This window comes from Citrobacter sp. ANG330, from assembly GCF_047467925.1.
Lineage (GTDB): Bacteria > Pseudomonadota > Gammaproteobacteria > Enterobacterales > Enterobacteriaceae > Citrobacter_A > Citrobacter_A amalonaticus_G.
In genome coordinates this window covers 178463-199364 of record NZ_JASJUI010000006.1, presented here as the reverse complement: position 1 = coordinate 199364, position 20902 = coordinate 178463, and the positions used below count along the sequence as shown (strand labels likewise).

Sequence of the window (20902 nt, the reverse complement as noted above, 5' to 3'; positions counted from 1 at the left end):
CGTACACATCAGCCCGTAATCTTTTTTGATTGCCATCACCTTTGCGGGTGAGGGCGTTGTTGTTCGTTAATACACCTACTTTGAGCCGGTTCACACTTTTCAATGAAAATTGCTGATCAATTTCATGATGAGTTATGTAGACTGGCCGCCATTAATTTTGAGGCACACGTACTACATGGCTGAATTCGAAACCACATTTGCAGATCTGGGCCTGAAGGCTCCTATCCTTGAAGCCCTTAACGATCTGGGTTACGAAAAACCATCTCCAATCCAGGCAGAGTGCATTCCGCATCTGCTGGGCGGTCGCGACGTTCTGGGTATGGCCCAGACCGGTAGCGGCAAAACGGCAGCGTTCTCTTTACCGCTGCTCAACAATCTTGATCCTGAGCTGAAAGCACCTCAGATTCTGGTGCTGGCACCGACCCGCGAACTGGCGGTTCAGGTCGCCGAAGCGATGACGGATTTCTCTAAACACATGCGCGGCGTGAACGTGGTTGCCCTGTACGGCGGCCAGCGTTATGACGTGCAATTACGCGCCCTGCGTCAAGGGCCGCAGATCGTCGTCGGTACGCCGGGTCGTCTGCTTGATCACTTAAAACGCGGTACCCTGGATCTGTCTCGTCTGAGCGGTCTGGTACTGGACGAAGCGGACGAAATGCTGCGTATGGGCTTCATCGAAGACGTTGAAACCATCATGGCACAGATCCCGGAAGGTCATCAGACCGCACTGTTCTCTGCCACCATGCCGGAAGCGATTCGTCGCATTACCCGCCGCTTCATGAAAGAGCCGCAGGAAGTGCGCATTCAGTCCAGCGTCACTACCCGTCCGGACATCAGCCAGAGCTACTGGACTGTCTGGGGCATGCGTAAGAACGAAGCGCTGGTACGTTTCCTGGAAGCGGAAGATTTTGATGCGGCGATTATCTTCGTTCGTACCAAAAACGCGACTCTGGAAGTGGCGGAAGCGCTGGAGCGTAGCGGTTACAACAGTGCCGCGCTGAACGGTGATATGAACCAGGCGCTGCGTGAGCAAACTCTGGAGCGTCTGAAAGACGGTCGTCTGGATATCCTGATTGCAACCGACGTTGCGGCCCGTGGCCTGGACGTTGAGCGTATCAGCCTGGTAGTTAACTACGATATCCCGATGGACTCCGAATCTTACGTTCACCGTATCGGTCGTACCGGTCGTGCGGGTCGCGCGGGTCGTGCGCTGCTGTTCGTTGAGAACCGCGAGCGTCGTCTGCTGCGTAACATCGAACGCACCATGAAGCTGACCATTCCGGAAGTGGAACTGCCGAATGCAGAACTGCTGGGTAAACGTCGCCTGGAAAAATTTGCCGCTAAAGTACAGCAGCAGCTGGAAAGCAGCGATCTGGATCAATACCGTGCGCTGTTAGCTAAACTGCAGCCGACGGCGGAAGACGAAGAGCTGGATATTGAAACTCTGGCCGCCGCTCTGCTGAAGATGGCTCAGGGCGAACGTCCGCTGATTCTGCCGCCAGATGCGCCGATGCGTCCGAAGCGTGAGTTCCGTGACCGTGACGATCGTGGTCCGCGTGACCGTAACGATCGTGCGCCGCGTGGCGACCGTGAAGACCGTCCGCGTCGTGAACGTCGTGACGTTGGCGATATGCAGTTGTACCGCATTGAAGTGGGCCGTGATGATGGTGTTGAAGTTCGTCATATCGTTGGCGCGATTGCAAACGAAGGCGACATCAGCAGCCGCTACATTGGTAACATTAAGCTGTTCGCGTCTCACTCCACCATCGAACTGCCGAAAGGTATGCCGGGTGAAGTCCTGCAGCACTTTACGCGCACTCGCATTCTGAACAAGCCGATGAACATGCAACTGGTGGGCGATGCACAGCCACACACCGAACGTCGTGGCGGGGGTCGTAGCTTTGGTGGCGAGCGTCGTGAAGGTGGTCGCGGTTTTGGCGGTGAGCGTCGTGAAGGCGGTCGTGGTGATGGTCGTCGTTTCAGCGGCGAACGTCGCGAAGGTAGCCGCGCACCACGTCGTGATGAAGGTTCCAGCCGTCGTCGTGACGCGTAAACATCTCGTTTACTGACGTAAAGTAATAAATACAGCCCCGATGAAAATATCGGGGCTTTTTTTATTCCATTTGTACTATCGTACTGGTACAGTGCAGCACATTAGAATGTGGTCACACTATTATTCGCTGGAGAAATCGCTAAATGGCAACACTAACCACCACCCAGACATCACCTTCGCTCATCGGCGGCGTGGTGATCATCGGCGGCACCATAATCGGCGCAGGGATGTTCTCTCTGCCAGTGGTCATGTCCGGGGCGTGGTTTTTCTGGTCAATGGCGGCGCTGGTCTTTACCTGGTTTTGTATGCTGCACTCTGGTCTGATGATCCTCGAAGCTAACCTAAACTATCGGATTGGCTCAAGTTTTGACACCATCACCAAAGACCTGCTTGGCAAAGGCTGGAACGTGGTGAACGGCATCTCGATTGCCTTCGTGCTCTATATCCTGACCTATGCCTATATTTCGGCGAGCGGTTCAATTCTGCACCATACCTTCAGCGAAATGTCGCTGAATGTACCTGCGCGAGCGGCAGGGTTTGGCTTTGCCTTACTGGTGGCGTTTGTGGTGTGGTTGAGTACTAAAGCGGTAAGTCGCATGACGGCGATTGTGCTGGGTGCGAAGGTGATTACTTTCTTTCTGACCTTCGGCAGCCTGCTGGGGCATGTCACGCCGACCACGCTGTTTAACGTCTCGGAAAGCAACGCCTCTTACGCGCCCTACCTGCTGATGACGCTGCCGTTCTGTCTGGCATCGTTTGGCTATCATGGTAACGTCCCAAGCCTGATGAAATACTACGGTAAAGATCCGCGCACCATTGTGAAGTGCCTGGTCTACGGCACGCTGTTGGCGCTGGTGCTTTATACCGTCTGGTTGCTGGGGACGATGGGGAACATTCCGCGTCCGGAATTTATTGGTATCGCAGAGAAGGGCGGCAATATTGATGTGCTGGTGCAGGCACTTAGCGGCGTACTGAACAGCCGTAGTCTGGATCTGCTGTTAGTGGTGTTCTCTAATTTTGCCGTGGCGAGTTCATTCCTTGGCGTCACGCTGGGTCTGTTTGACTATCTGGCCGATCTGTTTGGTTTTGATGATTCGGCGATAGGACGTTTTAAAACCGCGCTGTTGACCTTTGCTCCGCCAATCGTTGGTGGTCTGCTGTGGCCGAACGGGTTCCTGTATGCCATTGGCTATGCAGGACTGGCGGCAACCATCTGGGCGGCGATTGTGCCGGCGCTGTTGGCACGCAAATCACGTCAGCGTTTCGGTAGCCCGAAATTCCGCGTCTGGGGTGGCAAGCCGATGATTGTCCTGATCCTGGTGTTTGGTATCGGCAACGCGCTGGTACATGTGCTGTCGAGCTTTAACCTGTTGCCTGTTTACCATTAAACACATTGCCCGGTGGCGCTACGCTTACCGGGCCTACAGGGATCGCGTAGGCCGGATAAGGCGAAGCCGCCATCCGGCAAAAAACTACCCCACCAACTCTTCTTTCACCTGCATCGCCAGATCAAACGAATGCAGACGCGCCTGATGGTCAAATATCTGCCCGTTAACCATAATCTCATCGGCCTGCGTTTCACGTAGAACTGATTCCAGCCCGTGGCGTATTTTCGCTTTATCACCCACCAGCGACATACTCAGCGCCTGCTGAACGCCGTACTGCTCTGACGGCGACCAGAACTGATCCATATTTTGAATCGGCGCCGGAAGCTGACCCGTCTCGCCACGACGCAGTTTCACAAATGCCTGTTGCATCGAGGTGAACAGATACTCCGCATCACGGGTACTGTCGGCGGCAATGATATTGATACAGACCATAGCGTACGGCTTATCCAGTCGCGCGGACGGCCTGAACTGCGTGCGGTAAAGGTGCAGCGCCTGGAACAGCATATCCGGTGCGAAGTGGGAGGCAAAGGCGAACGGCAGGCCAAGCTGTGCGGCTAACTGCGCGCTATAGAGACTGGAGCCTAACAGCCAGACCGGGATCTTCTCACCGTAGCCAGGAACCGGGCGTACCTGCGGATTAGGATCGCGCGCATCAAACCAGTCCACCAGCTCAGCGACATCACGAGGGAAGTTATCGATATCGCCGCCCATATGACGGCGCAGGGCTCGCATTGTCGGCTGGTCGCTACCCGGCGCGCGTCCTAAACCGAGATCAATGCGTCCTGGATAGAGCGTATTCAGCGTACCGAACTGTTCGGCAATGACCAGTGGTGAGTGGTTGGGAAGCATGACGCCACCGGAACCGAGATGCAAAGTCTGGGTATTCGCGGCCAGATAGCCAATCAGCACGGAGGTTGCCGCGCTGGCGATACCGGTCATATTGTGATGCTCCGCCAGCCAGTAGCGATGATAGCCGCGCTTTTCAGCGAGGCGCGCGAGAGCGAGCGAGTGTGAGAACGCCTCTTTCGCTGAGGATCCGTCGGGAATCGGCGCCAGATCCAGCACCGAGAAAGGAATGGTTTTGTCAGTCATAACGGCTCACTTTGTTACCAGTTAATCTTTTCATACTGCATTAAAGATTAGTTAATGTTGTTAACAAAGTGAGCTATTTATCAGGATTGTAATTCAAGGCCAGCCAGACGTTTCCAGTAGCCGTTGCAGTCGCTATGCGCCGCGAGTGGCAGCGGCGCTTTTCCGGTTTCGTTGGCGCGGAAGGCGTCGAGCATCGCGAATGTCTCCGTGCCAAGCGGTGACAGACGCACGATATCGACCAGTCCCTGCATCGACGTCAGTTCGTTACCCAGGTTGTAGATATAGCCGCTCATAGTCTGAATGCCGTTGAGAACGAAGACTTGCTGATTCTCCTGAGTGAGAACATTACGGCCTTGTGGGTACTTAATACAGCAGGTTTCGCATTCATCTTTTGGACGGTCTTCCGAGCGGGCAGTAAAACAGCGGGCGGAATACGCCAGCGGCAGATGCCCATAGCTCAGGACTTCCACTTCAAACTGCTGGCGAATTCCCAGTTCATCACACTGATTGAGCAGGTTCACCAGCCAGTCGCGGGAAAGTTCCACCGGCATGCACCAGCGCACCATCCCCTGTTTGAGCAGCAGACGCAACGTAACCGCGTTGTAGCAGTTCAGCGCGTGACTGGCGACAAACGGTAGCTTACGGTCGGCGCACATGTTCACCACGCCAAGATCGCTGGCCTCCAGCAGAAAGTCGCCATTGTCGACATAGCGCTTCAGTTCGTTCAGCTCAGAAGTGGCCTGAACCAGCGCCAGCGTGGACAGCACGACCTGCTTACCGCTACCGGCGAGTGATTTCGCCATATCCAGCCAGTCGCCGACTTTAGTGGCGCGGCGTTTGCTGCACACCGCTTCGCCAAGATAGATAACATCCGCGCTGCTGGCGGCGGCCTGCTGATAAAAATCTTCCAGCGTCTCTTTCGGCCAGTAATAAAGCACGGGCCCTAAGGAATATTTCATTGCTTTTCTCACTGCCATTTACGGTGATACGCGCCAAGCGTCGTCTGGGTGCCTTCGGACATCGCGCCGAGCGTTTCCATCCACGCTGGCTGCGGCGCATAGTGCTGTGGATCGGCGATGCAACGGTCAATCGCCTGACGCCACACTTTCGCGACCTGGCTGACATAGGCCGGGCTGCGCTGACGACCTTCGATTTTCACCGAGGCAATATTCGCCGCCAGCAGCTCTGGCAGCAGTTCCAGTGTATTCAGGCTGGTCGGTTCTTCCAGCGCGTGGTAACGCTCGCCGTCAACCAGATAACGCCCTTTACACAGCGTCGGATAACCGGCGTTCTCTCCTTCCTGATAACGGTCGATGAGCACTTCATTCAGGCGTGATTCCAGCCCTTGTGGCGTTTGCTGCCAGCGCACAAAACGGGCCGGAGAGCAGGCACCTACCGTATTAGGTGATTCGCCGGTCAACCAGGACGAGAGATAACAGCGGCCTTCAGCCATAATGCACAGACTGCCGAAAGCAAAAACCTCCAGCGGAACCGGCGTCACACGGGCGAGTTGTTTCACCTGATGGATTGAGAGCACGCGCGGCAGAACAACGCGGGCGACATCGAAATGGCGATGATAAAAGTTGATCGCTTCTTCATTGGTCGCCGAAGCCTGAACAGAGACATGGCGCTCAATTTGCGGATAACGTTCTGCGGCATACTCGAGCATAGCAAGATCGGCGAGGATCAACGCATCCGCCCCCAGTTGCGCGGCCATATCCACCGCACGCTGCCAGCGGGCATAGCCATCCGGATGCGCAAACGTATTAATTGCGATGTGCAATTTGCGGCGATGTTGATGGACAAAACTCACCGCTTCCTGCAATTTCTTCTCGGTAAAGTTAAGGCCGGCGAAGTGACGGGCGTTGGTATCATCTTTTAGCCCGATATAAACGGCATCAGCGCCGTTTTCGATGGCCGCCTTAAGCGCCGGGAGATTTCCGGCAGGGCAGAGCAGCTCCATAATTTATCCTGAAGATTGCGCCGCCTGGGACGCATAATTGTTAACGAACAAGGATTTTAGTTAACCTTGCTGCGACAATTTTTGATTTAAGGCAGTTAAAGTCGTATTGATATCAGTAATAAAGAGGTAGAGATTTCGTACGCAATTGTTGATTTATGCCGCTATGTCATTTATCTGATATGGCAAAATAGCAGGATAATTGAAACAGGGAGTAAAGCTCGTGTTAGATAAGCTGCGTTCACGCTTAGTACATTTCGGTCCGTCTCTGATGAGTGTGCCAGTTAAACTGACGCCCTTTGCACTGCAGCGCCAGGTTCTGGAGCAGGTCCTGAGCTGGCAGTTTCGCCAGGCCCTGGCGGACGGGGAGCTGGAGTTCCTTGAAGGCCGTTGGTTAAGCATTACGGTTCGCGATATTGGCCTGAAGTGGTATACCTCGGTCGAGAATGACAAACTGATCGTCAGCGAGAATGCGCAAGCCGACGTGAGTTTTAGCGCTGATGCCAGCGATCTGTTAATGATCGCCGCGCGTAAGCAGGATCCGGATACACTCTTCTTCCAGCGCCGCCTGGTGATCGAAGGAGATACGGAGTTAGGGTTGTATGTGAAAAACCTGATGGATGCCATTGAGCTGGAGCAGATGCCCAAAGCGTTGCGCGTTATGCTGTTGCAACTGGCGGATTTTGTTGAGGCGGGCATGAAATACTCGCCCGAAACCAAACAGACATCGGTAGGTGAACCATGCTGATTCGAGTAGAAATTCCCATTGACGCGCCTGGCATTGATGCCCTGCTGCGTCGTTCATTCGAAAGCGATGCGGAAGCAAAACTGGTTCACGATTTGCGTGAAGATGGTTTTCTGACGCTCGGTCTGGTCGCCACAGATGATGAAGGTCAGGTGGTGGGTTATGTGGCATTCAGCCCCGTAGACGTGCAGGGCGAAGATCTTCAGTGGGTCGGTATGGCGCCGCTGGCGGTCGATGAAAACTATCGTGGACAAGGTCTGGCGCGCCAGCTGGTCTATGAAGGACTGGATTCACTCAACGAATTTGGCTATGCCGCTGTGGTCACCCTGGGCGATCCGGCACTGTACAGCCGTTTTGGTTTCGAACTGGCCGCCCACCACGATCTGCATTGCCGCTGGCCTGGCACGGAAAGTGCGTTCCAGGTGCATCGCTTAGCGGAGGATGCGCTCAACGGCGTCACGGGACTGGTCGAGTATCACGATCACTTTAATCGTTTTTAAGCGCCGGGGTTTGCAGGTCGTGCAGCAGTGCTGCAAACCCTTCGCCTTCTGCGACAAGCCGTTCTTTCTGCCGCTTAGTGAGTTTTTTGACCCGGTATTCTGCGCGCAGCGCCAGTGAGCGATCGCCAACGGGCGCCGAAAACGCCAGCGTCAGTTCTCCTTTTCCCCGCAGCGCTTTTGCCCCTTTTCCTTGTTGATGTTGTTGATAGCGGCGCGCCACGTCGGTCGTGATCCCGGTATACAGGGCATTGTCGGCGGTGCGAATCAGATAGAGATACCAGGGTGTCATCGTGGCCTTCGGCGTGTTACGTTTCTGGCATCCAGTATAAAAGAGAACCGAGATGGAAACACTTACTGCGATCAGTCGTTGGCTGGCGAAACAACACGTTGTGACCTGGTGTGTGCATCGCGAAGGTGAACTGTGGTGTGCAAATGCGTTTTATCTTTTCGACGCCAACAAGGTCGTTTTTTATCTGCTGACGGAAGAGAAAACGCGTCATGCGCAGATGTCCGGACCGCGTGCGCCCGTTGCCGGAACGGTAAATGGCCAACCGAAAACGGTCGCATTGATTCGCGGCGTGCAGTTTAAAGGGGAGATTCGCCAGCTGGTTGGAGAGGAAAGCGACGCGGCGCGACAGGCCTATCTTCGCCGCTTCCCGGTTGCCAGAATGCTGTCAGCGCCGGTATGGGAAATCCGCCTGGATGAACTCAAGTTCACCGACAACACCCTGGGTTTTGGCAAAAAATTAGTGTGGTTACGTCGGTCAGGCACCGAGAATGCGTAAGGCTTCACGATTGAACGCCGGCAGATCGTCAGGGGTACGACTGGTCACCAGTTGGTCTTTATCCACCACCACTTCCTGATCGTAAAATTCTGCACCGGCGTTTTTCACATCGATAATGATCGGCTTAACGGCGGTGAGTTTACGCCCGCGAATCACATCGGCACTGATCAGCAACTGTGGTCCGTGGCAGATGGCGAAGACCGGTTTACCCGTGTTCACGAAATCGCGCGTAAAGGTGACGAAACGGTCATCACCGCGAAGGTAATCCGGTGAATGGCCGCCAGGCAACAACAACGCATCGAAATCGGCCGGACGCACGTCATCAATCGCTTTATCAATGGTGACGCTGGCCTCGCCTTTTTTCCCTTTCACCGTTTTCCCGGCCTGTTTCTCGATCGTAATGACCTCATGTCCGGCTTGTCGAAATTCTGCCGCGGGTGAGGTGAATTCTGAGTCTTCAAACTCGTCAGTGATTAAAACGGCAATCTTCTTACTCATGCTTCCTCCGCTGGATCTGCATTGGATAAGGCAATTTTTCCCTGATGATGGATAATTACCTTGTGAACTACTAAGCCTGGTTGATAGGGCTGAGGGTGCAAGGCGGACAATTCTGGAAAGGAGTGAGGATGAGTCAGGTACTGATTACCGGGGCAACGGGGCTGGTTGGCGGACATCTGCTGCGGATGTTGCTTAACGAGCCGAAGATCCATTCCATTGCCGCGCCAACGCGACGTCCGCTGGCGGATATGCCTGGCGTCTATAATCCCCACGATCCGCAACTGACCGATGCGCTGGCGCAGGTCACCGATCCTGTCGATATCGTTTTTTGCTGCCTGGGCACGACCCGCCGGGAAGCCGGCAGTAAAGAGGCGTTTATCCATGCTGACTATACGCTGGTGGTCGATACGGCGTTGACCGCTCGCCGCCTGGGGGCGCAGCATATGCTGGTGGTGAGTTCGATGGGAGCTAATGCCCATTCGCCGTTTTTCTATAACCGCGTAAAAGGGGAAATGGAGGAGGCGCTTATTGCCCAGAACTGGCCAACGCTTACGATCGCTCGGCCCTCAATGCTGCTCGGCGATCGGTCAAAGCAGCGGATGAACGAAACCCTGTTTGCGCCGTTGTTCCGGTTGCTGCCGGGCAACTGGAAATCGATTGAGGCGCGGGACGTGGCGCGCGCGATGCTGGCAGAAGCGCTGGCGCCTGAACATGGCGGGGTAACAATCCTGACATCGTCTCAACTGCGGGAAAAGGCGGCGTCAATATAGCATTTCCAAACATTACCCAAAGGCGTAGTATTCACCGGCGAAATTATCTCACACTCCCTGGGGAATGCTATGGCTGGTCAGTCTTCGTCTCAGGCGGCAACACCATTTCAATGGTGGAAACCCGCTCTTTTCTTTCTCGTTGTTATCGTCGGTCTCTGGTATGTGAAATGGCAGCCTTACTACGGCAAAGCCTTCACCGCCGCAGAAACTCACAGCATTGGAAAATCCATTCTGGCGCAGGCCGACGCGAACCCCTGGCAGGCGGCCTGGGACTATGCGATGGTCTATTTCATTGCGGTCTGGAAGGCAGCAGTATTGGGGGTCATTCTCGGCTCGTTGATTCAGGTTTTGATCCCGCGTGACTGGCTGTTACGCACGCTTGGACAGGCACGTTTTCGCGGCACGCTGTTCGGTACGCTTTTCTCTCTGCCCGGCATGATGTGCACCTGCTGTGCTGCGCCGGTGGCGGCGGGGATGCGTCGCCAGCAGGTTTCAATGGGTGGTGCGCTGGCATTCTGGATGGGGAACCCACTATTAAACCCGGCTACGCTGGTATTTATGGGGTTTGTCCTCGGCTGGCATTTCGCGGCGATCCGTCTGGTCGCGGGTCTGGCAATGGTGCTGGTAGTGGCGACGCTGGTGCAAAAATGGGTGAAAGAGCCTCCGCAGGCTGAATTGCCGGTGGAAATCACGCAACCGGACGAGCAGGGCGGGTTCTTTGTTCGCTGGGGCCATGCGCTATGGACGCTGTTCTGGAGCACCATTCCGGTCTACATTCTGGCCGTGTTGGTACTGGGTGCGGCGCGCGTCTGGCTGTTCCCGCATGCCGATGGGGCTATTGATAACAGCCTGCTGTGGGTGATTGCGCTGGCGGTGGCCGGTTGTCTGTTTGTGATCCCAACTGCCGCAGAAATCCCGATTGTGCAGACCATGATGCTGGCAGGGATGGGAACTGCGCCCGCGCTGGCACTGCTGATGACACTACCCGCCGTCAGCCTGCCGTCCTTGATCATGCTGCGAAAAGCATTTCCGGCAAAAGCGCTTTGGCTGACCGGTGCGCTGGTGGCGATTTCGGGTGTGATGGTGGGAAGTATTGCGTTGATATAAAACAGGAAGGCCGGGGGCGCTTCGCTTGCCCGGCTTACGGTCGTACATTCTGTAGGCCGGATAAGGCGTTTACGCCGTCATCCGGCACACAACTGACTTATTTGATAAACGTAAACGCTGTGGTGACGCGCTTCACGCCGCTGACCCGGCTGGCAATATCCGCCGCCGCTTTGGCCTCACGGTCGGTTACCAGACCCAACAGAAATACTTCGCCGTTTTCGGTCGTGACTTTCACGTTTGATGATTTTACCTGGTCGCTGGTCAGCAACTGAGAGCGCACTTTGGTGGTGATCCACGTGTCACTTGACGCAGTGCCCATGCCAATGGGCTGGCCCTGGCGGATCTCGTTATAGACTTCGGTGGTCCCGTCGACGCCCATCGCAATCTGTTTGGCGCGTGCGGAGAGCTCGCTATTCGGCGACTGACCGACCAGCAACACTTTACCCTGATAAGCCGTCACGTTAATACGTGTTTCTTTTTTGATCTGTTCATCTTTCGACAACGCACTGTTGACGCGCAGTTCCAGGGTTCCATCGTCCACCTGAGTGCCTACGCTACGTGGGTCTGTTGCTGCTTTGGTTCCGACGGCGGCGGTACCGACAACAGCGGCGGCCACACAACCTTGCAAGAGCAGAGCAGAAATAAGGACTGCGATTGGCGATAAAGCCTTCATGTGTACTCCTTAATCATCCTGGTGAGGGAAAAGCGTGTTATCGATCAGATCGCACAGGCAGTTTACCGTCAGCATATGCATTTCCTGAATGCGTGCGCTGTGGTGCGAAGGGATGCGGATCTCAACATCCTGTGGCCCTAACAGTCCAGCCAGTTCACCCCCGTCATACCCGGTTAGTGCTACAATCGTCATGTCTCGCGTAACGGCGGCTTCCACGGCCTTCACAATATCGCGACTATTGCCACGCGTTGAAATGGCGAGTAAGACATCGCCCGCATGGCCCAGTGCGCGAACTTGCTTTGCATAAACCTCGTCATGCAAGCGATCGTTAGCAATCGCTGTTAAGACCACATTATCCGTATTTAGTGCAATCGCAGGTAAACTGGGGCGTTCTGTTTCAAAACGGTTGATCATGCTGGCAGCAAAATGCTGTGCGTTGGCAGCGGATGTCCCATTACCACAACAGAGAATTTTGTTGCCATTGAGCAGTGAATGAACCAGCGTCATGGCGGCACGAGAGATAGCATCCGGGAGGGCTTCTGCCGCGGCAATTTGCGTTTGAATGCTTTCGGTAAAGCAGACTTTGATTCTGTCTAACACGCTAATCCTTAAGAGCTAATCTATTAGGCTATTTTATTTGCCATTTTGGGCCAGGACAGTGCTAACACTCCAAATACGCTGCGGTTGTTCCGCGCTGTCCGTGTCCAGACCGGCTGCAATAATATGCGCCCAATGGGTCTGCTCTGAATCTTCAATTATGAGCAGTCGGTAAAGGCATTTCTCAACCACTCAACGTCATTTCCGGTGAAGGCTAACACATCGAACCGGCAATCCACAGTATCAAAACTCCCATTGTGGCGCGCGAGCCACAAGCGGGCAGCCTGTAATAATTTGTGTTGCTTGTTGCGTGTTACACTGGCAGCGGCGCCACCGAATACCGCAGAGCGCCGGTAGCGGACTTCAATAAAGACGGTTGTCTTGCCATCACGCATAATCAGATCAATTTCACCGCCACGTTCACGCACGTTGGCGGCGATGAAATGCAGTCCCTTGCGCTCAAGCCAGCGACGTGCGGTAGTTTCCCACGCGTCACCGGCCTGTTTGCTCGTTAACTGGCGGGGACGATCTGCCCTTGCTGGTACTGGAGCCATGATAACTTCCTGTTAATCACGCAGTCCTGACTGGCGGTCAGCGCGCCGGTATTCCCGTTAATTTCAAAGCCCTGCACCTGACGCATCTGGGAGAAATGGTTTGCCAGCGACCAGGCATCCACGCCCATTGCATACATGCGCGCCAACGAATAGTCGTTATGCACAGCACCGAGTGCCTGCTGCATCAGCGACGGGTTCGCGCCTGCCAGCATTGGGATCTCGCTGTACTGCAGGCCATCCATTTCCAGGCGGAAGTCTGGGCCGGCATTTCCCTGTGCGCTACGTGAGCTGGCATACAAGGTGGCGCCACTCTGGCTACCGTTGCGCATGGCAATCATCGGCTTGATGAAGGCTATCTCATTCGGGGTTGCCAGAATATAGACAGCATCCACACGGCCTCCGTTACCGCTGATTTGCGCATCCGTTGGCGGCGCCGGGATGGTTAAATTGCCAATGGTGACGCCAGGTTGAGACGGCGTGCTGGCGGCAACCGGGCTACCGGTTAAGGCAATGCCGGAACCGCCGTTAACGCCCATACGCAGTTCCGCCGTTGAGCCAAATTTCTGCTGCAACACCGTACCGCCCCCCAGTTTTTGCCATTCCTGAGCAAAGGCGTTAGCCACACGATCGCCAAGCGCGCTACGTGGGATCAGTAGCAGCGGCGATTGTTTTCCCTGTTCATGAATATGGCGCGCGGCATCACGCGCTTCATCTTCTGGTGAGAGGGCGAAGTAACAGATGTTTGCCCGGCTCTGCACCGATTCCGGCTGGTTAAGCGCCAGTACGTTCAGCGGGGTGTTGCTTTTGACCAGTTCGTCGACATTGTTTTTCAGCAGCGGGCCGACCACGATGCTCGCGCCGTCCTGCTGAACCTGCGTCAGGATCTGATCGAGCGGTTGGGCACTGGTGTCATAAATTTTCAGCTCTGCGGAAGGATTCGCCGCCACGCTTGCGATGGCTGGTTGCGCAGACGTTGGTTGCGTGGCGTTAGCAGGCTGATCGGCTTGTTGTTCGTCAGTCAAATCGCTCACGGATGCCTGGGAAGGGCTGGCGACACCATCGGTAGCCTGAGGTTGCTGGGTCGTTGGTGCAGGGGCCGCAACTGGCGTCGGTTGCACGACGGGCTGGGCATCAACAGGCTGCGTACCGAGATTTTTGGCGGCTTCAAAGCCTTGTTGAATGGTGCGGCCAAACACCGCAGCCTGACCATTTAGCGGCAGCAACAGGGCGATTTTGCTGGTGGACGCAGGCTTAAAGCTCTGTACGTTGACCAGTTGGGTTGGCAGCATTTTTGCGCCCGGATTTTGCGGATAGCGTTTTTGCCAGTCGGCAATACCCGCTTTCATCATGTCCGGATCGCTGCGGTTATCAAACCAGACGCGTTGCAGATCCAGCCAGCCCTGCAGCACGTTTTCATCGGCATTGATCACCAGAGCCTGAGCCTGCTCCGGCGTCATTGACGACAGCGCCTGCCAGGTGGCGTCGATGTTTTTCTGCTTATCCTTTTCGCCAAGCAGCGGTTCCTGAGCAATCAGGGCGCGCAGCAGCGAGAGAGACGGACGGCCCTGGCTGGCGTCAATCTGCGCCTGCCAGTAACGAGCCTGCTGATTTTGCTCAAAATCAGACGGGGTAAGCTTTTCCAGCAGCGACTGCGCGCCGGTAAAATCTTTCTGCGCCAGTTTGATTTCAACGGCCAATAGCGACTGTTCCCGGCGCTGGGAATCATTCAGATCCTGCGGTAACTGGTTAAACAGTTCGATAGCCTGCTGGCTTTTGCCTTCTTTCAGCAGTGCACGAATGGCGAGTAATTGCCAGTTGGTCTTGCTATCATTTGCGCTTTGCTGCATCTGTTGCAGATAAAAGCCGGAATCAGCTTGCGCCGTGCCCTGCATATGGGCAGTGCTCTGATCGGGTGCCTGGGTGCCACAGCCGGCGAAAATCAGGGCTGCCAGAACGATGGGCAGACAGCGCGCGGCTTTCAAACGAGAAAATGTTAAGGGTACCATACTGTATCCAGTGATATTTTTTATACGCAATGCTCAATATTAAATCGGCAATACGGACGACACAATGACACAACACGAATCGGCGGATAATTCTCGCGGCCAACTCTTTATTGTACCTACTCCTATCGGGAATTTATCTGACATTACCCAGCGTGCGCTCGAAGTGTTACAAGCTGTTGATTTAATTGCCGCTGAAGATACCCGTCATACCGGATTATTATTGCAGCATTTCGCGATTAATGCCCGACTGTTCGCCCTGCACGATCATAATGAGCAGCAAAAAGCAGAAACGCTGGTGGCGAAGCTAAAAGAGGGGCAGAACATCGCGCTGGTTTCTGACGCCGGGACGCCGCTGATCAACGATCCGGGCTATCATCTGGTGCGCACCTGTCGTGAGCAGGGCATCCGTGTGGTTCCTCTGCCTGGCCCCTGCGCGGCGATTGCCGCGTTAAGCGCGGCGGGGTTGCCGTCCGACCGCTTCTGCTATGAAGGTTTTTTACCAGCGAAATCAAAAGGACGCCGTGATGCGCTGAAAGCTATCGAAACCGAGCCGCGCACGCTGATTTTCTATGAATCCACTCATCGCCTGTTAGACAGTCTGGAAGATATGGTTGCGGTGTGGGGCGAGTCGCGTTATGTGGTGCTGGCGCGTGAGCTGACCAAAACCTGGGAGACGATTCACGGTGCCCCGGTGGGTGAACTGCTGGCGTGGGTTAAAGAGGACGAAAACCGGCGCAAAGGCGAGATGGTACTGATTGTGGAGGGACGCAAGGCGCAGGAAGATGAACTGCCCGCTGACGCCCTGCGCACTCTCGCACTCTTACAGGCCGAGTTGCCGTTGAAGAAAGCCGCGGCGCTGGCGGCTGAAATTCACGGTGTCAAAAAGAATGCGCTGTATAAGTACGCGCTGGAGCAGCAGGAATAACCTGCTACTTCACGATAACGGTAATTGTGGCGGTCCCTTTGAAATTACCCGGAGAAAGAACTCCACCGGTCAAATTAACGGGATAGGCTTCCATATGGGTGACGCCACGTCCCGAACTGTCGATCAGGATTGAACCCGGATTAAAGGGAACATTCACATTGGTCTTTGTGATATCAACCAGGCGAATACCTACATCCGGAACATTATCCGTTTCCCGGCGGCGAGCGATGAGCACATACTGGCTTGCTAAATCGCTCGCTTCAATCTCCATATACAGGCTGTTTTTAATATCAGACATATCCCCGCAATCATAGGTGATGTCAAAGTTGACAGGCGTGTAGTGCTCCGGCATTTCATCCTTAGTGGTGAAGTATGCCGCACTGATGACGCCAAGATTGACTTGGATGACATCCCCCTGATTGATTTTGCAGCTTTGAGGGACGGTTATTCTTCCCTGGATATGGAGCTCTGCAATATTGTTGAATGTTTTTGGAGGCGTTGAAGAAGTACTCCACGCAGCCTGTAGGTAAGCAATGGGTGTATCCGGAATGATAAGCTCACCCAAAAAAGGTTTGCTAACGTACAGCGTGAAAGTGTTGTCCGCGCCCGTTGAGACATCTGGTAAGTGTTTTTCCGGAGGATCACCCTCACACACCCCCCTGTTCGAAGCCGTGCTGAAGGATCCAGATCCATCTTTAATTGAAGTATTAACTTTGCTTGGAACGGTCACGGGACCCGTCGTTCCCGGAATGTTGCTGATTTCAGTTTTAATATCCAGGTTATCATTCAAATGATAATAACCGGTCAGGTGCCCGGTTGCGGTTATCGCACTCGTTAGAAAGTAAAAGAGACTCACTTTTGTGCCAGTTGCACAATCACAAGTGATTTGATAACTCCCACCTGTAGACGAATTCGCAACGGACCAGGTGACACCGGAGATATTCTGCTCTTTCGTCCAGTCCGCGGAGGCATCGGTAGTAAAATGGCCATTTGCTTCGCAAAGCCCGGTTCCTGCCTGCGCAGGTGAAATACATGTCTGTGCGTTCAGTATCAGAATAATGATCAACGCATATTTTTGTATCGGATTAATTTTCATTGGCAGCGAGCCGTTTCTTGTAAAATAGAGGAAGCGCTCTGCCGGTTTTCTGGCAGGCTATAGGTGAAGTGGCATTGTTGGCTGGAGTCACTCCCCCAGCGTACAGACCAGGTCTGAGGCGTGTCATTGACCCCCGTGAGATACAGCACGCCACCTTCATCAACGATGCTTTGCGCAGGCAGTGTTTCATTGCTGGCTATGGCGCCAAAAGGGATGGGCGTCCCCTGAGCATCCGTGAGCGCCAGCAGGATCCGCCGACCCGTTTGGGCGTTGAAGCTGGCGATCACTGCGGCTCCCTGTCCCGGCACAACGATTTTTGCAGTTTCAGTAACGTCAACATCATCCGGCATCGTAGTGGTATCCAGCGAAATGCGGTTTTCCTGGTAAGGTGTTAAAAACGGGATGACCGCGTTACCAAAATAGTCTGTTGTAATACCGGGATAGTTTTTAACCCGAATACCGGTTGCGCCGTTGGCATTGATCAGCGCAAAGGAATTTCCCAGGGGCTGCGAGAGCGTTACGCCGTGTGGATGGGCCACGATGCCGCCAGAAAGCCCATATCCCAGCTGACGGCTGTCAGCACTGTAATCGTAACTGCCGCTAAGCGAGCCAAATGCGGAGCGATAGTTTCCTGAAAGACTACTGCCGTTATTTTCGTTATCTTCACTTTGTCGCTGCTTAACGCTATAGCTCAGGCGGTTGTCATCCAGCAGAGAGCCGTTAATGCCTGATTCATGCTGTGTGGCTCTATTTTTCTCCGTGGTGGTACGCCAGGTCGCATGGGCATGCGGAAGCCAGCGATCCAACGGTATGCTCAGGCTGAGCGAAACAGAACGCTCGCTGTCGCGATCCGAGGAGTCAGTGAATTGTCCATTCAGGTTATAGCTAACCCCATAAATGTTGCCATTTAACCCAACAGAGTAATTATTCTCTTTCTGTTGCTCACCCCAGTAATCTCGCTGCGAACCCGAGGCATAGAGACTAACGTCCTCTATCAGCGTTTGGCTGATGCTAAATTGCGATTCACTTTTTTGCCGATAACTGTCATCAACGTCTCGCAGATTGGCATCGGAAAAATTGTAGTAACCGCCGCTGCTATAACGATAATAGCCCAGCGACAGGTTGGTTCCCGTCTCGGGCATATCCTTGATGTACTGGATACGCCAGTCATAGCCTTCATAACTGCGGCTATTATCAAATTGCGTATCGGCCCGGCCCACATCCATCGAAATCGACCCTAATTCGCCCAGGGCGCTTCCTATGCCAAATGACGTAGCGCGGTAATTTTTCGAGGCCAGCAGGCCACCATAGAGCGTGATAGCATTACTAACCCCATAAATCCCGGTACTTTCAACGAAATCAGGTTCATTGCTGTCTGAGGATTGTGATGCGCGAAAACGTCCGGCGGTCAGGCTATATTTCAGGTGGCCAGGTCTTTGCATTACCGGGAGAGAAGAAAATGGCTGGACAAAATGACGTACTGAACCGTCGGCCTCTTCAATACTCACGTCCAAATCAGCACTGGACGACGAGGGATAAAGATCATTGATTTCAAATGCGCCTGCGGGAACATTGCTCTGGTAAATGATATAGCCGTTTTGACGTACAGTTACAATGGCATTCGTGTTGGCAATGCCACGGATCGTGGGCGCAAACCCTCTTTGGCTGTTTGGTAACATGCTATCGTCGGAGTAAAGTCGAGCGCCTGTAAATTGATAGCCCGGAAACAGGGTGCCTTCTGTTGTATTTTCACCGACGATGAATTGAGCTTTTAACCTCTTGATGTCTCTTTGCAACCAGCTATTAATGCTGTCCCACTGGGTATAATCATCATTATGTGACCAGGTTGAGTAATTACGTACCCGCCATGGACCAACGTTAGCGCCATTTTGCAGATTCATATACTGGCGTTGGCTGCGATCGCCATTTCCGTAATGGCTCTGCGAACCGGTAAAAGTGTAATTACTAAAAACAACGGGAACGCCACTGTCCCAGCGTGAAGGATCGACATAACCTCTGGCATCTCGATAAAGTGCGATTTGTGGTACGGTCAATTTTAGTTTGCTATGGTTAAAATCAAAGACCGCCACGCAACCGGGGATGGCTTTAGCCAGGTCGTCTACCGTTTTGCTATTCTCAGCGTCATTAAAAAATGGATATTCGTCGATTTTAAAACCTAATTCACGTAGTTGGCCGACAGTGAATTGTGGCTGTAACTGTTGATTTTTTGATGTAACGAAAAGGATGGTTTGTTGCTTAACTTTTATGTTATTAATGAAAACGTCAACGGAATAACTCCCAGGCTGCTGTGAATTTTCGTGAGAAAAAAGGGAGAGATCCACAGGAGCTTGCCCACTTTTATTCCTTTCAAGTAAGGAAGGGTCAAAAATATATTCAGTTGCTAAAGCATTGGCGCCGATAATATTTCCACATATAATAGTCAGCGGTAATATACGCTTGATACAGCAATGAAGACAATTCATTGCTGTACGTATATTATTCGATTCCTTAAAGCATTTAACCCGCTGATAGCTCATGTGTCCCTTATAGTTTAACCTTATGCTATTTACAGTAGAGAGCGTGTTTCTGTTTGAGAAGTGCCACCGTAATCATTAATGGCTGCCCATTTTACTATTTTCCCTGCAGCAGAGGCTAATGTCAGCGTTTTTTTCTCCAGCGGTGCGATGTATTCTATTTTATCGGTCAAGTCGGTTTTACCAAACGAGAGTCCAGCGAAAACGACATAATAGGATGAAGGATTGTAAATAGTGAGTTGATTATCAGTAATACTGAACTCCAGTTTTTTAACCGCGTCGCTGGCTCTGCCTTTAAGTCCCTTTGGCCGGTAAAACATTTTGATACGGGTTTTAAACACCAGAGTTAGTGCGTTGGTGTTGACTATTTCCGTCTTTTTTTGTGCCGGAATCGCTCTTACATTAATAAAATATAATGACTCTTTTTCTTCTGGAATCAGAGCATCCGATTTTACTATGCGTAGCGTTGAGTCTTCTCCAGCATCAAGACGAAAAAGAGGCGGGGTAACAATAAAAGGACCGCGAGAACCATTACTCACGTTTTCTACCCATGACTGAAGCAGATAAGGCATCTCTTCACTGCGGTTGGCAAGCGGCAGCGCTGCCTCTTTTTTGCTGGCGTCATAGATGACTCGCGTTCTTTCCAGCACGATACCGCCAGCATACGAGGAGCCCATCCAACCAATAAGCAAGAGTAAGAAAGCGAAGTTTGCTGTTCTGAACATGATTTACTGTCCGAAAAGTCATGATGGTGTCTCTTTATTCTTTAAAAAAGGATAAAGAGACATGAGCGATCGATTAACGATAGTCAAGCGTGACATCAACCGAAGCATTTGCTTCACCGGCGGTTATATCTTTTGAGTCAACTGTGGAGACGTAATAAGCGACTAAATTGATATTCATGGTTGCCCCTGTGATAGGGAAAGATACTTTCGGATCGTTGAGTTTGTTCAGCGCCATTTGAGTGCCATCACTGCTGTCGATACGAATACCAACACCTGTTGCGGCCGTGTCCATTCCAGTGACTTCGATTAAGTCATTATTCGCTCCAACCGTTCCGCCACTAAGCGTTTCTAACCAAAGCTGAAAAGAAGCATCGGTGGTACCATCAACATGTTCCCAGGGATCAGTTGGACAATTTTTCAGTGGGATAGCGACAGGAATACTGGGTGTTTTATCGCCTATCGACTTGAACTGACCTGCGGCATAATGTCCAAGCTCGATTTCAACAACATCATCCCCAGCAAATTCGCATGTGCTGGTCAGTATTTGTCCTGTAAATTCGATCGTTCCATCTGTAGCCCAGGCATGACAAGCGGCAAACGTTAATAAACTCGCAATAGCGGTTTTGCTGATAATGTTCATCAAAACTTCCTCATCTATCATATAAAAATATAATATGAATATTAAATGGATAAGAAACTACTCTAAAGAGTATACCGCGTAGAAATGGGGGAAGATTAAGGGTGGCTAATTTTCGGATTCTATTTATATTTGGATTTTTAATTGATTAGATGAGTGGTTATTAATAGTATGTTAAAAAATATATTCAAGAAAACAGTTAACCTCTTGAGGTCTATGCTTTTTATTGGTTGCTGGGTTAATAAGGTTATTGAAAA

At 52.8% G+C, this 20902-nt stretch carries 22 protein-coding genes; 9 read left to right on the top strand and 13 right to left on the bottom strand.

Annotation, left to right across the window (positions count from 1 at the left end):
• Positions 1–102 precede the first annotated feature (102 nt).
• The 3 genes from yrbN (at position 103) to mtr (ending at position 3441) form a co-directional block, all read left to right on the top strand.
• The gene (gene yrbN, locus QNN88_RS15170; protein ID WP_010723222.1) at positions 103–183 is read left to right on the top strand and encodes a protein YrbN; all 81 of its coding nucleotides are present in this window, start codon (positions 103–105) and stop codon (positions 181–183) included.
• Entirely contained in the window at positions 176–2053 is a 1878-nt protein-coding gene (gene deaD / locus QNN88_RS15165) for an ATP-dependent RNA helicase DeaD (protein WP_414240950.1), read from the top strand. Before yrbN ends, deaD begins: the two co-directional genes overlap by 8 nt.
• Before the next feature lie 143 nt (positions 2054–2196).
• The gene (gene mtr / locus QNN88_RS15160; protein ID WP_414240949.1) at positions 2197–3441 is read left to right on the top strand and encodes a tryptophan permease; all 1245 of its coding nucleotides are present in this window, start codon (positions 2197–2199) and stop codon (positions 3439–3441) included.
• Positions 3442–3525: 84 nt separating this feature from the next.
• On the opposite strand, the gene QNN88_RS15155 is transcribed toward mtr, so the two are convergent.
• The 3 genes from QNN88_RS15155 to ubiU form a co-directional block, all read right to left on the bottom strand.
• Positions 3526–4533, bottom strand: coding sequence for a luciferase-like monooxygenase (locus tag QNN88_RS15155; protein WP_414240948.1), 1008 nt, complete (start codon positions 4531–4533; stop codon positions 3526–3528).
• An 80-nt stretch (positions 4534–4613) separates the two neighbouring features.
• Positions 4614–5492: a U32 family peptidase gene (locus tag QNN88_RS15150; RefSeq protein ID WP_414240947.1), complete on the bottom strand. Its 879-nt coding sequence runs from the start codon at positions 5490–5492 to the stop codon at positions 4614–4616.
• Between the two features lie 8 nt (positions 5493–5500).
• On the bottom strand, positions 5501–6496 hold the full coding sequence (ubiU, locus tag QNN88_RS15145; protein ID WP_414240946.1) for a ubiquinone anaerobic biosynthesis protein UbiU: 996 nt from the start codon (positions 6494–6496) through the stop codon (positions 5501–5503).
• A 220-nt stretch (positions 6497–6716) separates the two neighbouring features.
• On the opposite strand from ubiU, the gene ubiT reads away from it, so the two are divergent.
• Positions 6717–7241: a ubiquinone anaerobic biosynthesis accessory factor UbiT gene (ubiT, locus tag QNN88_RS15140; RefSeq protein ID WP_414240945.1), complete on the top strand. Its 525-nt coding sequence runs from the start codon at positions 6717–6719 to the stop codon at positions 7239–7241.
• On the top strand, positions 7235–7738 hold the full coding sequence (locus QNN88_RS15135) for a GNAT family N-acetyltransferase (protein ID WP_414240944.1): 504 nt from the start codon (positions 7235–7237) through the stop codon (positions 7736–7738). Before ubiT ends, QNN88_RS15135 begins: the two co-directional genes overlap by 7 nt.
• Here QNN88_RS15135 and QNN88_RS15130 read toward each other — a convergent pair.
• Positions 7725–8027 carry a GIY-YIG nuclease family protein gene (locus tag QNN88_RS15130; protein WP_414240943.1) on the bottom strand — a complete coding sequence of 101 codons (303 nt, stop codon included), beginning with the start codon at positions 8025–8027 and terminating at the stop codon, positions 7725–7727. The two genes, QNN88_RS15135 and QNN88_RS15130, sit on opposite strands and share 14 nt — an antisense overlap.
• Positions 8028–8079: 52 nt before the next feature.
• Between QNN88_RS15130 and QNN88_RS15125 the strand changes: the two genes are divergently transcribed.
• Positions 8080–8523: a YhbP family protein gene (locus tag QNN88_RS15125; protein WP_414240942.1), complete on the top strand. Its 444-nt coding sequence runs from the start codon at positions 8080–8082 to the stop codon at positions 8521–8523.
• On the opposite strand, the gene yhbO is transcribed toward QNN88_RS15125, so the two are convergent.
• Complete coding sequence (gene yhbO, locus QNN88_RS15120) at positions 8503–9021, bottom strand: protein/nucleic acid deglycase (RefSeq protein WP_414240941.1); 519 nt, start codon at positions 9019–9021, stop codon at positions 8503–8505. The two genes, QNN88_RS15125 and yhbO, sit on opposite strands and share 21 nt — an antisense overlap.
• A 128-nt stretch (positions 9022–9149) precedes the next feature.
• On the opposite strand from yhbO, the gene QNN88_RS15115 reads away from it, so the two are divergent.
• The gene (locus tag QNN88_RS15115) at positions 9150–9791 is read left to right on the top strand and encodes an NAD(P)H-binding protein (protein WP_414240940.1); all 642 of its coding nucleotides are present in this window, start codon (positions 9150–9152) and stop codon (positions 9789–9791) included.
• A gap of 69 nt (positions 9792–9860) precedes the next feature.
• Positions 9861–10898 carry a permease gene (locus QNN88_RS15110; protein WP_414240939.1) on the top strand — a complete coding sequence of 346 codons (1038 nt, stop codon included), beginning with the start codon at positions 9861–9863 and terminating at the stop codon, positions 10896–10898.
• A 97-nt stretch (positions 10899–10995) separates the two neighbouring features.
• Here QNN88_RS15110 and dolP read toward each other — a convergent pair whose 3' ends face one another.
• The 4 genes from dolP to QNN88_RS15090 all read right to left on the bottom strand — a co-directional run bounded on the left by dolP (position 10996) and on the right by QNN88_RS15090 (position 14728).
• A complete protein-coding gene (gene dolP, locus QNN88_RS15105) occupies positions 10996–11571 on the bottom strand; it encodes a division/outer membrane stress-associated lipid-binding lipoprotein (protein ID WP_414240938.1) in 576 nt (191 codons plus the stop codon).
• A gap of 9 nt (positions 11572–11580) precedes the next feature.
• Positions 11581–12171: a DnaA initiator-associating protein DiaA gene (gene diaA / locus QNN88_RS15100; RefSeq protein WP_023246631.1), complete on the bottom strand. Its 591-nt coding sequence runs from the start codon at positions 12169–12171 to the stop codon at positions 11581–11583.
• Positions 12172–12326: 155 nt separating this feature from the next.
• Positions 12327–12722, bottom strand: coding sequence for a YraN family protein (locus tag QNN88_RS15095; protein ID WP_414240937.1), 396 nt, complete (start codon positions 12720–12722; stop codon positions 12327–12329).
• A complete protein-coding gene (locus tag QNN88_RS15090; protein ID WP_414240936.1) occupies positions 12680–14728 on the bottom strand; it encodes a penicillin-binding protein activator in 2049 nt (682 codons plus the stop codon). Before QNN88_RS15090 ends, QNN88_RS15095 begins: the two co-directional genes overlap by 43 nt.
• A 64-nt stretch (positions 14729–14792) precedes the next feature.
• On the opposite strand from QNN88_RS15090, the gene rsmI reads away from it, so the two are divergent.
• A complete protein-coding gene (rsmI, locus tag QNN88_RS15085; protein WP_414240935.1) occupies positions 14793–15653 on the top strand; it encodes a 16S rRNA (cytidine(1402)-2'-O)-methyltransferase in 861 nt (286 codons plus the stop codon).
• 4 nt (positions 15654–15657) lie between these two features.
• On the opposite strand, the gene QNN88_RS15080 is transcribed toward rsmI, so the two are convergent.
• The 4 genes from QNN88_RS15080 to QNN88_RS15065 all read right to left on the bottom strand — a co-directional run bounded on the left by QNN88_RS15080 (position 15658) and on the right by QNN88_RS15065 (position 20648).
• Complete coding sequence (locus QNN88_RS15080) at positions 15658–16749, bottom strand: fimbrial protein (protein WP_414240934.1); 1092 nt, start codon at positions 16747–16749, stop codon at positions 15658–15660.
• On the bottom strand, positions 16746–19232 hold the full coding sequence (locus QNN88_RS15075; RefSeq protein WP_414241032.1) for a fimbria/pilus outer membrane usher protein: 2487 nt from the start codon (positions 19230–19232) through the stop codon (positions 16746–16748). Before QNN88_RS15075 ends, QNN88_RS15080 begins: the two co-directional genes overlap by 4 nt.
• An 83-nt stretch (positions 19233–19315) precedes the next feature.
• Complete coding sequence (locus QNN88_RS15070) at positions 19316–20008, bottom strand: molecular chaperone (RefSeq protein WP_414240933.1); 693 nt, start codon at positions 20006–20008, stop codon at positions 19316–19318.
• A 73-nt stretch (positions 20009–20081) separates the two neighbouring features.
• Positions 20082–20648 carry a fimbrial protein gene (locus tag QNN88_RS15065; protein WP_414240932.1) on the bottom strand — a complete coding sequence of 189 codons (567 nt, stop codon included), beginning with the start codon at positions 20646–20648 and terminating at the stop codon, positions 20082–20084.
• Positions 20649–20902 lie beyond the last annotated feature (254 nt).

Coding starts and splice junctions, on each gene's coding strand:
- QNN88_RS15065 (WP_414240932.1), bottom strand. CDS start 20,648: ATGAACATTATCAGCAAAACCGCTATTGCGAGTTTATTAACGTTTGCC.
- QNN88_RS15110 (WP_414240939.1), top strand. CDS start 9,861: ATGGCTGGTCAGTCTTCGTCTCAGGCGGCAACACCATTTCAATGGTGG.
- yrbN (WP_010723222.1), top strand. CDS start 103: ATGAAAATTGCTGATCAATTTCATGATGAGTTATGTAGACTGGCCGCC.
- QNN88_RS15130 (WP_414240943.1), bottom strand. CDS start 8,027: ATGACACCCTGGTATCTCTATCTGATTCGCACCGCCGACAATGCCCTG.
- QNN88_RS15155 (WP_414240948.1), bottom strand. CDS start 4,533: ATGACTGACAAAACCATTCCTTTCTCGGTGCTGGATCTGGCGCCGATT.
- mtr (WP_414240949.1), top strand. CDS start 2,197: ATGGCAACACTAACCACCACCCAGACATCACCTTCGCTCATCGGCGGC.
- deaD (WP_414240950.1), top strand. CDS start 176: ATGGCTGAATTCGAAACCACATTTGCAGATCTGGGCCTGAAGGCTCCT.
- QNN88_RS15090 (WP_414240936.1), bottom strand. CDS start 14,728: ATGGTACCCTTAACATTTTCTCGTTTGAAAGCCGCGCGCTGTCTGCCC.
- QNN88_RS15150 (WP_414240947.1), bottom strand. CDS start 5,492: ATGAAATATTCCTTAGGGCCCGTGCTTTATTACTGGCCGAAAGAGACG.
- dolP (WP_414240938.1), bottom strand. CDS start 11,571: ATGAAGGCTTTATCGCCAATCGCAGTCCTTATTTCTGCTCTGCTCTTG.
- QNN88_RS15080 (WP_414240934.1), bottom strand. CDS start 16,749: ATGAAAATTAATCCGATACAAAAATATGCGTTGATCATTATTCTGATA.
- QNN88_RS15070 (WP_414240933.1), bottom strand. CDS start 20,008: ATGTTCAGAACAGCAAACTTCGCTTTCTTACTCTTGCTTATTGGTTGG.
- QNN88_RS15125 (WP_414240942.1), top strand. CDS start 8,080: ATGGAAACACTTACTGCGATCAGTCGTTGGCTGGCGAAACAACACGTT.
- QNN88_RS15135 (WP_414240944.1), top strand. CDS start 7,235: ATGCTGATTCGAGTAGAAATTCCCATTGACGCGCCTGGCATTGATGCC.
- rsmI (WP_414240935.1), top strand. CDS start 14,793: ATGACACAACACGAATCGGCGGATAATTCTCGCGGCCAACTCTTTATT.
- yhbO (WP_414240941.1), bottom strand. CDS start 9,021: ATGAGTAAGAAGATTGCCGTTTTAATCACTGACGAGTTTGAAGACTCA.
- QNN88_RS15115 (WP_414240940.1), top strand. CDS start 9,150: ATGAGTCAGGTACTGATTACCGGGGCAACGGGGCTGGTTGGCGGACAT.
- QNN88_RS15075 (WP_414241032.1), bottom strand. CDS start 19,232: ATGAATTGTCTTCATTGCTGTATCAAGCGTATATTACCGCTGACTATT.
- QNN88_RS15095 (WP_414240937.1), bottom strand. CDS start 12,722: ATGGCTCCAGTACCAGCAAGGGCAGATCGTCCCCGCCAGTTAACGAGC.
- ubiU (WP_414240946.1), bottom strand. CDS start 6,496: ATGGAGCTGCTCTGCCCTGCCGGAAATCTCCCGGCGCTTAAGGCGGCC.